12 protein-coding genes and 1 other annotated feature are annotated in these 14,076 nt (G+C 36.6%); all 12 genes read right to left on the bottom strand.

Going from position 1 to position 14,076, the window contains the following annotated elements:
- Positions 1-2 precede the first annotated feature (2 nt).
- The gene (locus FG382_RS00060) at positions 3-1,841 is read right to left on the bottom strand and encodes a ribonuclease YeeF family protein (RefSeq protein ID WP_142536852.1); all 1,839 of its coding nucleotides are present in this window, start codon (positions 1,839-1,841) and stop codon (positions 3-5) included.
- Positions 1,842-2,189: 348 nt separating this feature from the next.
- Complete coding sequence (gene lysS / locus FG382_RS00055) at positions 2,190-3,746, bottom strand: lysine--tRNA ligase (RefSeq protein ID WP_142536851.1); 1,557 nt, start codon at positions 3,744-3,746, stop codon at positions 2,190-2,192.
- A gap of 81 nt (positions 3,747-3,827) precedes the next feature.
- Positions 3,828-4,080, bottom strand: a binding site (T-box leader).
- Between the two features lie 119 nt (positions 4,081-4,199).
- Positions 4,200-4,817: a nicotinate (nicotinamide) nucleotide adenylyltransferase gene (gene nadD / locus FG382_RS00050; RefSeq protein ID WP_142536850.1), complete on the bottom strand. Its 618-nt coding sequence runs from the start codon at positions 4,815-4,817 to the stop codon at positions 4,200-4,202.
- Positions 4,818-4,868: 51 nt separating this feature from the next.
- Positions 4,869-6,320: a nicotinate phosphoribosyltransferase gene (locus FG382_RS00045; RefSeq protein ID WP_142536849.1), complete on the bottom strand. Its 1,452-nt coding sequence runs from the start codon at positions 6,318-6,320 to the stop codon at positions 4,869-4,871.
- A gap of 20 nt (positions 6,321-6,340) precedes the next feature.
- Complete coding sequence (locus tag FG382_RS00040) at positions 6,341-6,892, bottom strand: cysteine hydrolase family protein (RefSeq protein WP_142536848.1); 552 nt, start codon at positions 6,890-6,892, stop codon at positions 6,341-6,343.
- Positions 6,893-6,984: 92 nt separating this feature from the next.
- Positions 6,985-7,785: an NUDIX domain-containing protein gene (locus FG382_RS00035; RefSeq protein ID WP_142536847.1), complete on the bottom strand. Its 801-nt coding sequence runs from the start codon at positions 7,783-7,785 to the stop codon at positions 6,985-6,987.
- Positions 7,786-8,008: 223 nt separating this feature from the next.
- Positions 8,009-9,037: a spore photoproduct lyase gene (gene splB / locus FG382_RS00030; protein ID WP_142536846.1), complete on the bottom strand. Its 1,029-nt coding sequence runs from the start codon at positions 9,035-9,037 to the stop codon at positions 8,009-8,011.
- Positions 9,038-9,130: 93 nt separating this feature from the next.
- On the bottom strand, positions 9,131-10,342 hold the full coding sequence (locus FG382_RS00025) for an MFS transporter (RefSeq protein WP_142536845.1): 1,212 nt from the start codon (positions 10,340-10,342) through the stop codon (positions 9,131-9,133).
- Positions 10,339-11,382, bottom strand: a complete 1,044-nt coding sequence (locus FG382_RS00020) for an ArsR/SmtB family transcription factor (RefSeq protein WP_142536844.1) — start codon at positions 11,380-11,382, stop codon at positions 10,339-10,341. Before FG382_RS00020 ends, FG382_RS00025 begins: the two co-directional genes overlap by 4 nt.
- Positions 11,383-11,562: 180 nt before the next feature.
- The gene (locus FG382_RS00015) at positions 11,563-12,498 is read right to left on the bottom strand and encodes an MBL fold metallo-hydrolase (protein ID WP_142536843.1); all 936 of its coding nucleotides are present in this window, start codon (positions 12,496-12,498) and stop codon (positions 11,563-11,565) included.
- Between the two features lie 27 nt (positions 12,499-12,525).
- The gene (locus FG382_RS00010; RefSeq protein WP_142536842.1) at positions 12,526-13,611 is read right to left on the bottom strand and encodes a metallophosphoesterase; all 1,086 of its coding nucleotides are present in this window, start codon (positions 13,609-13,611) and stop codon (positions 12,526-12,528) included.
- 130 nt (positions 13,612-13,741) lie between these two features.
- Positions 13,742-14,076 (bottom strand): acyl-CoA dehydrogenase family protein (locus FG382_RS00005; protein ID WP_280525876.1); only part of this gene is annotated, 335 nt, incomplete at its 5' end.

Here is a 14,076-nt window from a genome sequence, read left to right as displayed (position 1 = left end):
AGTCAATTATACACCTTCCCATTAATATCTCTAATAATAATTCTGTTTTTTGTTGCTTCATCAAGAATTGTTTGCGGAATTGGTTTATTTTGAACTGGTACTTCTAATAATAATTCCCCTTTAAGTCGCCCTCCCCTGAGAGCGTTTGGATTAAAAGTGCCATTTGATATTTTTGAGTCTGAAGGATATTTTTTTGTAATTTCATTTAAATAACTCTTAGCCGTCTTTTCTTGCACCTCGCTAAGTTGCGTGAATTTTCTGGATACTATTTCCTTATTGGGAGCATATGAGTCAACTACGTACTTTTTGCCACCTACTTCTTTTGCTTCCAACTCTACCTCATTATATGGGTAACGAGGACGATTTTCCTTATTAAAATTATTACCTGCTTCCCATCGCTCCTTAAGCCAATCCGGTACAGTTTTCTTTTTAGGTGTAACTACACCAGAACCATTAGCCTCTACATCCACATTCTTTATATCAGTCTTAACATCGACATCTCCACTTTTAATCGTCGTAGGAATCTCCGTTTTTACTGGTGGCATATTAAATGGAAGGACATTCGGCGTACTATATTGGTAACCATTAGACATTATATCCAGGTGATTTTGCGTTTTTCCTAATGGACTATTCACAACATCTTGGTAAATGGGCGTATAGATGGATGCCATTTTCTCCGTGCTGACGACATTTCTTGCTTCATATAAATCGCTGCCTTTTTTGACGAATTTCCCACCTGTACTCGCCCAGCCTGCAAAGGGAATCATCGCACTAAAAGAGAGTGCGGCATTCGTCGTATCTCCTCGAGCAGTATAAATAATCCCATTTACACCATCGGCTATTTCTCCAACTCCTGGTATAAGTCCAGCCACATCTAATACTGTCTGGAAAATATCTAGTCCTATATTTTCCTTTGGTTTCTCAACTTGAACGCTCTCTTGTTTATATTCTACTTTGGAAACAACTTCATGGAAAACTGTTTCGCCTACCAAATACTCTTTAACAAGTAACCCATTTTCATACTGATGGTATTTGACATTTTCCTCTACGTTCTTTTCGACAGTGGCCACTTTTTTTCCTTCAAGACCTTGGAAAGTCGCTGCGGTAAGCATGGTGCCGATCAACTTTTCCTGTTTCTCCACCCACAAGTTACTAGGATCTAAGTATACTTTTGGGAATAGTTCTGTTCGAATGTCACTTCTTAAGGTAAGAACTTCCCATTGACTTTGCTCAAAGGTTATATCCTTAACTCCAGCTTTAAACAGGCCTTCCAAGTCAGCTAGCCATGTGTCCATCGCCTGCAAGCCCTGTTCAATGGAGTTTAGCGCGGTCGTCTGGGAGGCATCAAATTCGTAAAGTCCAACGATCGTGTCATCCCGTTTTTTCTTAGAATCGATGACTCCCATTTGTACCGCACTATCATCCAAATGGGGTAAACCAACAATATCACTGACCTGGTCCATGATACTATTGGTCTCATCCGTCAAGCTTTCGGTCAGTTGACCAATTAGCGTAAGTCTGTCTTCCAGTTCGCCTTCTAGAAATTGTTCCAGTACGTAGCCTGCGGAATCTGGCTCGAACGAGTGAAGAGCTGCTTCCATCTGCTTGAGAACTTGTTGAAAGTGATCGGAAAACATGCGGAAAAATTGGAGAAATGGCAAATGACATTCCCGATAAAAGGAGCGAATGGTATTTCCTCCTGCTCCTTTCAATTGTTCTTCCATATCAACTAGCCCTAATACCGACTGATAGATGGAATCTACTTCGCTTCTTAACCTGTCAAGCATGGCTATGTTGCGTTGTAAACCATCTTCAAATAGATCTACATCTAACACTTTCATAAGCAATACCTCACCAAACTTTTAGAAACAATCACTTTTGAACGATACCCATTTTCTTCATTATACAATAATCCCCCGTACGTGAACATGCTTCTCCTCCTCTAGTAAGCTATCAATAGTTATAATATTCCACTTTTACAATGGAAGGTAAAGAGAGAAGTTGCAATTTTCATAAAAACAATGCAAAGGAATTAAATAGAAGAATTTGGTTTGTAACTCTTCTACCACCACTCAAGGAAAATAGTGGTTATTTAGGTAGCGCTTAATGTAGGTCTTAGTCACCATAAACAACCGAGAGAAATCGACCATTACCGATTGTTTTAATCTATTAGATACAGGAAAATCCACTCAAGAAAATGTAAGTAGTTTAACCATTTTCTCTCTACCAACCGCACTTATGAGTAAAGGTAATCTGGGGCCACTACTTTGACCTATAACTAATTGATAGACATTTTGAAATAAGTCTTTCTGGCTTTCACGCATTCTTTTTTTATCGTCTTCTTCACAAATAGCATATATTTGGTTCATAAAAGAATCTCCTGATAAGGAAGTTTCATTTCTTAGCAACTCTGTTAGTTCGTTTAATTTTCTTCGTTGCTCAGTAGTCAAACTATTATAGTACAGGACATTATTTACCTGGTTTATACTTACCAATCGATGGGGATTCCAATATATTATCCAATGAGCCACCCTGTCACTAATCGGATTGATCTCTTCCATTGTAAATTCTTGCCCTGTTCGACTTAAGGAAGTTTGTAATAATTCATAGTTAAAACCTATAAGCGAGAAAATGCTTGCAACTTGGCTAAAACTCGGGTGCCTAATTATACTACCGCCACAAGCCAACTCTAATGTAAGTCGAATATCGTCCTCTTTTATCAATCCCTTTGCATATGCCGATTGATATCGTTCGAACTCTGAGTAATTGCGCAATACATCATCATCTAGTCCAATATGAAAGGAAGCATTTGGTTTGTATTTGGCAAACATAAATAGAATAATTTCCGGTGTGTAGACTAATAGAAGATCATTTGGTGTAAGTACGTTTCCTGATGAGCTAGACATTTTTTCATTTGTTCCTTTTAGCCCTAGAAATTCATAAGCAATATAGTCAGGCGCCTCATAATCAAATATTTCTTTCGCAATCGCTTTAGAGACATTATAACTACCAGTTGCAGATGAATGATCTCGTCCCCCTGGTTCAAATACTACATCTTCCATCATCCAGCGCATTGCCCAATCGACTTTCCAATTTAGTTTTATCCTGTTTTTTCCCCCTAGTGATTGCACTCCTTCATTTCCACAAGTACAGGTGTATTCAAATTGTCCGAGTTCTTCGTTAAAAGCACTTATAGCGGTCGTATCCTTGTTACAGCTGTCACAATATAAGGTGATGGGGAAAAATGCTTCACTTTGTTCGGAAGAAAAAGGGCTGGACTTAAAACGCATGAGTATCTCGTATATCTCTTTCCTTTTTTTCAATGCAATCCTAATGTAGTCCGAATATCGTCCACTTTGATACTCCACACTTTGGTATATAAACTCAGGTTGGATACCAAAAGCTTGTAAGGATTGTTCAAACTCTTTTTCAAAATAATGAGCATAACTTCCTTCTCCAAAAGGGTTTGGGACATCCGAATAAGGCATACCAACAAATCTTTCAAAAGATGCTGGTACATTTTGGGGAACTTTTCTTAATCGATCAAAGTCATCCCACGAAAAAATAAACCTCGTCTCTTTACCTAAGCTTTCTAAAGCCTTCACTACAAAAAAAGTTGTTACGATCTCCCGGAAGTTCCCGATATGGACAGAACCAGAAGGGCTAATCCCTGATGCACAAGTAAAAACCTCTTTTGTTGGATGTTTTTCAATTAATCTTTTCGCTATTTCATATGCCCAGTGCATATACTCCACCTCTTTTTTTCTATTTTTCCTTCCACACATTTTAAATAAAATAAAAAAACTCCCACCTCCCAAGATTTTCATCTTGAGGGCGAGAGTTTGAATTCGCGGTACCACCTCAGTTTGCTTATTGATCACTCAACAAGCCTTATCAGGTACGGCCATTTGCGATACCTTATCCCTGTAACGGAGGAAACCGTCGTAGCATCCCTAAGACCCGCTTAGTTCCATACGAAGCTCGGAGTTTTTTTTCAATAAGAATTCCCATCCCTCTTTTCACCAACCAAGGGTCTCTGTAATGCTGCATCTTATCTAATCGTCTCGTCATCGCTAATAAGTTATTGTTACTGATAATAGCAAATACCATTTAACCAATCAACTGTTTTTTTCAAAAAGTCTAATTATTTATTTTAGACAGTGGTTAATGAGGGCTATGTTACTTTTCGCTGCAACATATCATCTACTATATAGTCCATGTTTTTTTATATAGTTATAGCATGAAGAAGGTAATAAATATTTCGGTTCTCCGCCCATAGCAAATTCTTCTCGAATATACGTTGAGCTAATCTCCATTGCCAACCCTTTATCAACTAAATGGAAGGTTGAACCATCATCATTGTTCCTAAGTATTGCTGAGCGACTAATTGTTGATAGCATATCTACTCCCTCTCTTGCCATCACAATGAATTTGTTTTCAGAAACTAACTCTCTCCCTTTAACCCATTCACCTTTTGCTATATCGACTAACAAATCTGCTCCCATAATGAAGTACACTTCATCATTTGGATACTTCTTCTTAAAATGTACCATTGTGTCATACGTATATATATTCCATGCATCTTGCTTCATTTCATGATCATCTGCAATAAAACGACTGTCATCTTCAATTGCTAGTTGAAGCATATTCCAACGATGCTCATCTTCCGTTTTCATTCTTTTGTCTTTTCGTTTACTCGAGCAAGGCAAGAAAATCACCTGATCCAATTTACAGCGATGTGCAACAGTGCTTGCTGTCCATAAATGTACGTTTGTAATTGGGTCAAATGAAGACCCATAAATACCAATCTTAGCCATTAATTGTTTCCTCCAAATCCCTTGTTCAACTTTTACAATATAATCCCAACATTATCTTCGCACTTTTTCTTGAATTTCACGGATTCGCTCCATCTTGTTATCCCAACAAGCTTGACTCAAATCGACTGGGTACTCTTCTGGATTCATCGTACGTTTATATTCATTCCATAATAAATTTAAATTGTCGTTTGAATAGCGCTGTATTTCTTGAATTGTAGGTAATTCATATTCAACAGAACCGTTCACTATTACATCTAAATGCAATTCCTTTGCAGTAAAATCAGTCACGAATTTACTAATGTAGGTGTGTACCGGATGAAACATTTTCAAACGCTCTTCTGCTTGTGGTTTTTCATGCGCTAAAGCAATATAGTCTCCTTCAGCATGACCGTTGACATTATTAATAATACGATAAATGCGTTTCCGTCCTGGTGTTGTTACCTTTTCTGGATTAGCAGAGATCTTAATGGTATCTACCATTTCTCCGGCTTCATTTTCAATGGCAACTAATTTATATACAGCGCCAAGAGCGGGTTGATCATAGGCAGTAATCAATTTTGTTCCAACACCCCAAGTATCTATTCGAGCTCCCTGTGCTTTTAAGTTCATAATCGTGTATTCATCTAAATCATTAGAAGCGGAAATTTTCGCTTCTGTAAAACCAGCTTCATCTAACATTTTCCTTGCTTCTTTTGAAAGGTAAGCCATATCCCCACTATCTAAACGAATCCCTATAAAATTAATCTTATTGCCAAATTCCTTGGCTACCCGAATAGCATTAGGTACACCAGAACGCAGCGTATCATATGTGTCTACTAAGAAAACGCAATCCTTATGTGCTTCTGCATATTTGGTGAAAGCTACATATTCATCTTGATAAGCTTGCACCATTGCATGTGCATGTGTACCAGCTACAGGTATACCAAATAATTTTCCTGCTCGCACATTACTTGTAGCAGAAAACCCTCCGATATAGGCAGCCCGAGTACCCCAAATTGCCGCATCTAATTCTTGTGCGCGTCTAGTACCGAACTCCATTGCTACCCCTTCACCAATTACTTGTTTAATCCGGGAAGCTTTTGTAGCGATCAATGTCTGGAAGTTCACTATATTCAATAAGGCTGTTTCAATCAATTGAGCCTCAGCTAATGGTGCTTCTATTTGCAAGATAGGTTCATTGGCAAATACTAATTCTCCTTCTTTCATGGAACGAATCGATCCTGTGAATTGAAGATTAGTCAAATATTCAAGATACTGCTCAGTATATTGCCCTTCCTCCCGTAAATAGGCGATATCGCTCTCCGAAAACCCGAAGTTTTCAATAAACTCAATTATACGCTGCAACCCTGCGAACAGGGAATAGCCATTCCCAAACGGAAGTTTACGGAAATACATTTCAAATACAGCTTTCTTATTGTGAATACCATCTTTCCAATAAGTTTCCACCATATTAATTTGATAAAGGTCTGTGTGTAACATGAAACTATCATCTGCGTATTTCATTTTATTATCCTCCTTTAATTTTAAACGATCTTTGCTCCAAGTGAATATTGAAAATGCCCTAATGCCCATTCATGTCCTGCTTGATTAAAGGAAGCTACTGCATCTTTATGGATGATAATATGAAATCCTTTGTTATAAGCGTCTACTGCTGTATGAAGCACACAAATATCTGTACAAACGCCAACTAAGTGAATTTCTGAAATTCCTCGTTCCCGTAATTTAATTTCTAAATCTGTTCCTGCAAATGCTGAATATCTTTTTTTATCCATGAAGTAGACGTTTTCTTTTCCTTCATTTGTGTCGTATACATTTTTTAAAGAACCATATAAATTTCTACCTTCTGTATTTCTAATATTATGAGGGGGAAATAATTTCGTTTCGGGATGATATTTGTCCCCTATTTCATGGACATCCACAGCAAATACCGTAAAATCTCCCTTTGCAATAAATTCCTCTGTCAGCTCGCTAATTTTTGTTTCCAATCTTTGACCTGGTTCACCACAAGTTAAAGAACCGTTTGTCGCAACAAAGTCTTCCGTATAATCAATGTTAATCAATGCACGTTTTTGCATAATATCTTCTCCTTATGTTTAGTTTTTAATTAGTAATTGGCGAATTACAATTTACTTTTTTGTAAAAATGATTAGGAAAGAAAGTAACTTTCCTAATGGTAAATAGACTCAATAATCTCATTATCATTAAATGTATATAACTGAGATGGTCTATATGAATTTCTATTAGTTTTTTTCGGCTTTCCTTCATCATCTACAACCTTTTCGATAAAGGGAAGCTTTGGTGCTTTGGTAAAAAATACAGAATCATTCGAGATACGCGGATCCTCTCCCACCGTCAGAAGTACCCTTTGTAATTCAGATAAAGTGAATTCATTTGGCAGAAAATTCTTAGCTATCGTTGATTGAATCATTTCTTTTTTAATGGACTTCAAGGCATCAGTAATTATTTTGCGATGATCAAAAGCTAAATCCAACTTGAATACTTCTTCAATATTGAACAATTCCACCTCTGCAGCATCATCATTTGCTTGACGCTGACCTATATGATTATCAGGAACTATTGCGTAAAAGGCATTTGAAATCATCCATCCACGAGGATCGCGACCAAATTCGTCATAAACTCCAAAATGCTTAATATGCAAACCGTCTACATTTGTTTCTTCTTTTAATTCTCTCTTTGCCGCCATGTAAGCCGTTTCTCTTTTCGGAGCGTCTACGAAACCACCAGGAAGGGCCCATTTTCCTCCCTCGATATTTGGGTTATTTTCGCTATCATTTTCAGCTCGTTTGATCAACATAATTTTCAGTGTCATTTTAGGCGGAGCCTTCTCTAATACTTTTTCAGATACAATCGTAAAAATGGCGATATCCGCTGTGTATCCATCTGGTGTGCGGTATTTAGAAGAATCATATTTCTTTAGAAATTCTTCTTCTGTCTTATAGTTTGTCATGAAAATAAATCATCCTTTTTAGTAATTTGTAATTAATGAATTACTATTTGTTTTTATAATATGCCTTTTTCAATTATTTTGCAACCCTTTTGCACAAAATATTTAATGAAATTTCTAATTATAAGAGAAATCTGAATGCTTAATTGAATTTTAATTAAGCTAAAATGCTTTGTAACACACAAAAAAAGCCCCGGTTTCCCAGGACCATACGTTTTTTTATTGCTCAAGTAAAATATTCTAATTTGGCATTAGGAAAGTACTTTTCCATATAGCCGTATAGATGAGATTTTATTTCTTCCTCTTCGTCCTTTTGGTAAATATACTTACCGATTCCATACTTGCCCCATTTGTAGCGTCTTTTTTCTTCATCTAACTCCAATTTTGTCTTTGGATAATTCTTTTCAATCACTTTTTTTGCGGGCTTCGTAAACCGATGTTGAATAAATTCAAATGTAATATCCTCTCTAGCATCTTGCGGCAATTCCTCGTCTAGCCGTTCAAACAAGTGCCGGTAGCCTTCCTCCCAGCCATCATGAAGGTAAATCGGAGCAATGATAAATCCAAGCGGGTAGCCAGCTCTTGCCACTTTACCAGCAGCCTCAATTCTTTTATCGAGAGGAGAAGTGCCGGGTTCAAAGTTTTTAATAACATAATCAGCATTTACACTGAATCGGAATCGTGTCTTGCCATTATGCTTGGCATCCAACAAGTGGTCTACAAAATGGAATTTCGTTACAAAACGTAGCCTACCTAGTTCTGTTTGACCAATATGTTCAATTGCTCTTTTCAATGAATGCGTTAAATGGTCAATTCCCACAATATCGGATGTACAGGCGGCTTCGAATCGAGTAATCTCTGGAGCACGTTCTTCGATATAGCGATCGGCTGCTTCCAAAATCTCCTCTACGTTTACGTAAGTTCGAATATATGGTTTGCTGCCCATCGTCGTCTGTAAATAACAATAATGGCAATGCCCCATACAACCTGTTGCGAGCGGGATTGCATACTCAGCTGAAGGCTTGGACGTATCGAATTTCAATGTTTTTCGTATGCCTACAACTAAGGTAGATTTGGCAATACGATATTTTTGAGCGTCCGTCTCACCCGGTAAATCCCGAATTTGGTTATGTGAAGTCGTAAATCGTGTTTCAATTCCCATTTTCTCGAATTTTTCTTTCAATTCTCTACCAAGCGGATAATCAAGTGAATTTGGCTCAAAATATACAAGCTGCGGTGTGAAGGGTTTATTCATAATGCGTACAACCTAATCCATAATTATTATCCATTTAATCATCTTACTCCTTTTAGTTAGCTTGTCTTAAAAGCGAGTAATTATGAAAAGGATTTAATCATCCATAAACCTAAAATAAGGAAGAAATATCCCCAGTAATGATACGGTACAAATAATAGTTCCGATTAAAAAATAAAGTGGCCGTATTCCCCATTGTTCACTCAAAACCCCTCCAACAAGTACACCTAATGGCATTGTCCCCCTTATAATGAAAAGTCGGACAGAAGCTACTTTACCCATCAATTCATTCGGAACTGTTTGTTGAAATATCGTAATGTTATGGACACCGAAAAAAGCCATCGCAACTCCAGCAATTAACTCCGTGACTATCCCCAAAATAATGCTATGGTTAAATCCTAGCGCGATAAATGTTAGACCACCGATCACCAATGCTCCCAACATTAATACTCTACGACTCTTAAATGTTATTTTCCCTACTAGTATCGACCCAATCACATAGCCAAGTGGAAAACTGGCCATAAAATAGCCGTATTCAGCGTAGCTTCCTGATAATTCTTTTGTTATATAAGGTAAGGTAGCAACCATTGTCACGCCTACTCCAAATTGAACGAATGCTAAAAAGATTCCTAACCAAACAATAAGCCGTTGCTTAAAGAAATACGATATTCCTTCTGAAAATTGTTCTATCCAAGATTTTCGTACACTAATGGAAATTCTATTTTCATGAATAAAAAGTAAAAGAGTCCCGCTTGTAATTAGTGTGCCGCAAACAAACAATAAAGTAGGTATTACACCTATATATTCAATGACAACCCCTCCTAAAATCGGAGCAAGAAAAGTCATTAATCGAACGGTTCCATCTATATAAGCATTCGCTTCCGTTAATTGTTCTTTCGAGACAATTGTCGGGGTGATTGCTTGGTTAGCAGGTGTATAAATAGGCGTGATTAGCCCCACCATAATTTGGACTGTATAAATATGCCACACTTCAAGATTTCCACTAGCTAAAGAAACAAGTGGTATAAGGAAGATGATCCCCCGCGTCCACTGTGAAAATACCATGATCCATTTTCTACTCCATCGATCGATAAAGGGTCCAATAGATAAATGCAAAATAAGAGATGGTATAAAATATAGTAGCCACATGCTACCTAATGCCATCGTCGAATTAGTCAATTGATAAATTAGAATGGAATTACTAAAAGTTCCAAATGCACCGCATAATTCGGAAATGACGTTACCTATCCAGATGAAGATAAAAGGACGATTTCTCCGTAGTGTTCTATTGCTTCGCCTCTTACTCATTGATTTAGATAAAATTCCAATTCTTTTGATAGCATACTAAGCGATTTTCTTTTAAGCATATACTTAGAATCGTTCATTTCTACTAGCTTTGCTGCTCTTAGTATTTTTAGATGATGATGTATGGTGGATTTGCCTATGTTTAATTGCTCTGTGAGATTTTGTAATGAAAGATCCTGTTCATAAAGCAACTTAACAATGCGAAGTCTAACCTCATCTCCCAATGCTTTATGTTTTAATATTAAAAAATTATCGGGGGTGTACGGGTCATTTGGTGTTATACTTTCATTGGCAATAGGATAGTAAAATACTTTTGTATCTTCTATATCCGATTCAATGTTCCATGGACGGTAGATATATTGTGGGATTAATAATACATTGGACACATTGAGTTCTGGCAAATACGTAATTCCACCTGTTGTCCATTCGACCAGTTCTTCTGCAGTCATTTTATCTGCCATCTTTTGCTTTATTTCATAATCATTTTGCAAAATAGTATGCAAATGCTCCGCATCTTGCATGATAACCGCCTCATACCACCCAGTCATCACTTGGATCAAATGTTCTTTTAACCTTTTCCCGTTAGCCTGGCAAATGAATTCAATATAACTTGGAAAAAAGGAATTATCCTTGGTAATTTTCATCATTTCTTTCATAGCTAACGGATCTCCTAATGAAGCATTTCTTCTCAATCCTTGATAACTATTTCCGATAAAGGGCAAACATATAAAGGTGAAATGTGACATGGAAAGCCCTTGAATATAGTGCGTAAACTCCTTAAGATCGGTGAAATCTCGTTGATGGAGTAACTGCAATAAGGCTTTCCACGTATTTTTGTTTTCTACAAAGTCTAATTCAACCAATAGTTTCACAGGTAAAGATTCTTTTATTTCTTTCCAATATTCCACTGGTTTTTCCATCGTTTTCATAAGTGGCATATTTGTAATCGCTGCAATTCCTAATGCACATTCCCATAAAACAGAATATTTTAAGCCGATTTTATATGTTTCCCTCTTTCTGCTTGTAAGATTTAAAACTTCCATTACATCACCTCTCTTATAAATTCTATATATACTGAATATATCATTCGATAATTTCAGAATCAATAGAAGATTAATTTTTCTGATAATAGAACTTAGGTAATCATTTAATTAAGATCTTTTACTGTTCAATCACATTCATCTTTCCTGCTTAGCTTAGTTTATAACGTATATCTCAAAAATCTAAACCACTTTCCTCTTGAAGCTTACTATCCCATCCAATTCCATACGTTCCACTTTTCCAATCGATTCCAAATACAATAACCGAGTAAGTGTAGCCATAAAAGAACTTAAACTGAGGATGATATTTACAGTTCCATAAACTTCGTTACAGATTTGATTCGCCGTTTTGCCTTCAACTGTTAAGGACTGTAAAACTTGTTGTAATCTATGTTCATGTTTAGCATTCAGTTCGTGTATTTTTGTTGGAAGATCATATATCAAGTCACCATGGCCAGGCAAAATAATATCGGCTGGATATTTTTCCACCTCCTTCAATGATAATAAATAATCTTGCAATAGATTTCCTTCTTCTCCCGACCATAGACCGATTACTGGACTAATTCGGTCTAATACATGATCTCCGATTATCATAATTTTTTTATTTTCATTATAAAAGCAGAAATGGTCAGGTGCGTGACCTGGTGTCCAAATAGCTTTATATAATTCTTCTCCTAATTGGATATGCTGATGATTTTTGAAAAAACCATCCGGTTCGAAATCATAAATAGAATGATCTTCTTCTATTTTATTAGGAAGAGCAAGTCCTCCATGTTTAATAATTAGTTTGTTTAATCGATCCCTACTAAAGGAAACTCGATTTTTTTTCATTTCTTCATAGCCTAAATAGGAAACGATAACTGGTACCCCTACCTCCTGTTGAAACCATTTCCCAAGACCAATATGGTCCTGGTGGGTATGTGTCAGAACGACTTTCTCTATGAGAATCCCCGATGATAATACTTCCCTCCATCCATCTTTCGCCTCTTTTGAATCAGTTCCTGTATCAATTACGGTGTAGCCATTTTTTCCTTCTATTAAATAGCAGTTCACCTCTCCCATACCAGTAGGAAATTTAATCACCAGTTTATGTATACCGTCGACTACTTCTGTTAACATATTACTCCCCCCTTTGTCGCTCTAAATTTAAAAGCAATCTCTCGGTAACCAACCAACCTCTCCATTTTCTTTTTTCACAAGCATATAACCGTCACATTCATTATCAACGATCCATACTTTCTCTCCTTGTTTAACAGACAGAAAAGTTGTACTCACGTCTGTCTTAGAAAGTGTCACTTCATTCTCCCATTTTATATATTCATTTTTAATCCATTGTTTCATCCCCAGATTCGTATTTTCACATAAAGTGAAATATGTCTCTTGTCGTATTATTTGTAAGTAATAATTGGGATATGTCACCGTTCCTACTCTATTCGTAGAATCGTTATATTCTTTTTGCACTATGATTTCGTTTGTTAATGCATCAACATATGTATGTGTAAACGTTCCATTTTGGATAATAAGCGCATTTAGCTGACCATCTTTCTTAATCTGATTTCCCCCATCTAATGCGATGATTTTTTTATCGAGGTCAATGATCGGATTATGGGAACTAACTTGATTTGCACGGTAATTAACTACTGGCCAGTGACCAACAATAACTGTTTTTTCCGCTTGATGGCGTTGGTTATAAAATTCTTGCGTATACAAAGCTGTCTCTTCTGAAGTTTCTCTCCAACTTTCCTTGTTATCAAGACCTGCATGAATGACAATAAATTCATCTGTTTCATATGCAATTGGTAATGATTCTAACCAGTCTATTTCCTCTTGAAAATTTTGGCGATAATAACAGCTGAGCTCTTCTAAATTTATAAAATCATCTAATGTTTTACGATGTCTTGCTAGCATTTCGTTCAGAATAGAATGCTTTTGTCTATTCATATAAGCAATGATCCCCTCACTTCCATGAAAGACATAGCGATGAACTACATCACAGTTGCCTTTTGTTACATATACATTAGCAGTTCGTTCAGACAATACTCTTACAAATTGCATTACTTTTACACTATTTGGTCCTTTTTCACAAAGGTCACCATTAATGAATAAATAATCATTCTCTTTATAATCTACTTTTTCTAACAGACGTTTAAATAGCTTTAAATTTGCGTGTATATCTGAAATAACTATCGCACGTTTTGTTTTATCTAATTGCAGTTTTCTTACATCAATCATGATCTCAACTCCGTAATATTATAATCTTAGGAATATTATAGCAAAAAAAGTAACCAGCCATTTACTATATGGCCGATTACTTTCTAATTGTCACGTTATGTCAACACTGTAAAATGTGAATGTAACTCATTTAAGAATTAACCAATTCTTGTTCCCAAGCAGGTAGCATTTTGTTTAATTGTTTGTCTTCTCGGTATCCTAATACATATTCAGCTTGCATCACAGTATGGATTTCACGCGTTCCTTCATAAATAACAGGCGCTTTCGAATTACGTAAATAACGTTCTACTGGATATTCGTCCGAATAGCCATTTGCCCCATGAATTTGAACGGCATCATCTGCTGCTTGGTTGGCAAAATCACATGCTTGCCACTTTGCAAGGGACGTTTCTCGCGTATTTCGTTTTCCAGCGTTTTTCAGTTCTCCTGCGCGATATATGAGCAGTTTGCTAGTATATCGCGCAG

The organism is Psychrobacillus lasiicapitis (assembly GCF_006861795.1).
Lineage (GTDB): Bacteria > Bacillota > Bacilli > Bacillales_A > Planococcaceae > Psychrobacillus > Psychrobacillus lasiicapitis.
The sequence above is the reverse complement of the archived record's forward strand: the minus strand, read 5'-3'. Positions and strand labels throughout refer to the sequence as shown.

What these genes read in the sequence shown, in the direction of transcription:
- FG382_RS00060 (WP_142536852.1), bottom strand. Translation starts at nt 1,841, where the DNA reads ATGAAAGTGTTAGATGTAGATCTATTTGAAGATGGTTTACAACGCAAC.
- lysS (WP_142536851.1), bottom strand. Translation starts at nt 3,746, where the DNA reads ATGCACTGGGCATATGAAATAGCGAAAAGATTAATTGAAAAACATCCA.
- nadD (WP_142536850.1), bottom strand. Translation starts at nt 4,817, where the DNA reads ATGGCTAAGATTGGTATTTATGGGTCTTCATTTGACCCAATTACAAAC.
- FG382_RS00045 (WP_142536849.1), bottom strand. Translation starts at nt 6,320, where the DNA reads ATGAAATACGCAGATGATAGTTTCATGTTACACACAGACCTTTATCAA.
- FG382_RS00040 (WP_142536848.1), bottom strand. Translation starts at nt 6,892, where the DNA reads ATGCAAAAACGTGCATTGATTAACATTGATTATACGGAAGACTTTGTT.
- FG382_RS00035 (WP_142536847.1), bottom strand. Translation starts at nt 7,785, where the DNA reads ATGACAAACTATAAGACAGAAGAAGAATTTCTAAAGAAATATGATTCT.
- splB (WP_142536846.1), bottom strand. Translation starts at nt 9,037, where the DNA reads ATGAATAAACCCTTCACACCGCAGCTTGTATATTTTGAGCCAAATTCA.
- FG382_RS00025 (WP_142536845.1), bottom strand. Translation starts at nt 10,342, where the DNA reads ATGAGTAAGAGGCGAAGCAATAGAACACTACGGAGAAATCGTCCTTTT.
- FG382_RS00020 (WP_142536844.1), bottom strand. Translation starts at nt 11,382, where the DNA reads ATGGAAGTTTTAAATCTTACAAGCAGAAAGAGGGAAACATATAAAATC.
- FG382_RS00015 (WP_142536843.1), bottom strand. Translation starts at nt 12,498, where the DNA reads ATGTTAACAGAAGTAGTCGACGGTATACATAAACTGGTGATTAAATTT.
- FG382_RS00010 (WP_142536842.1), bottom strand. Translation starts at nt 13,611, where the DNA reads ATGATTGATGTAAGAAAACTGCAATTAGATAAAACAAAACGTGCGATA.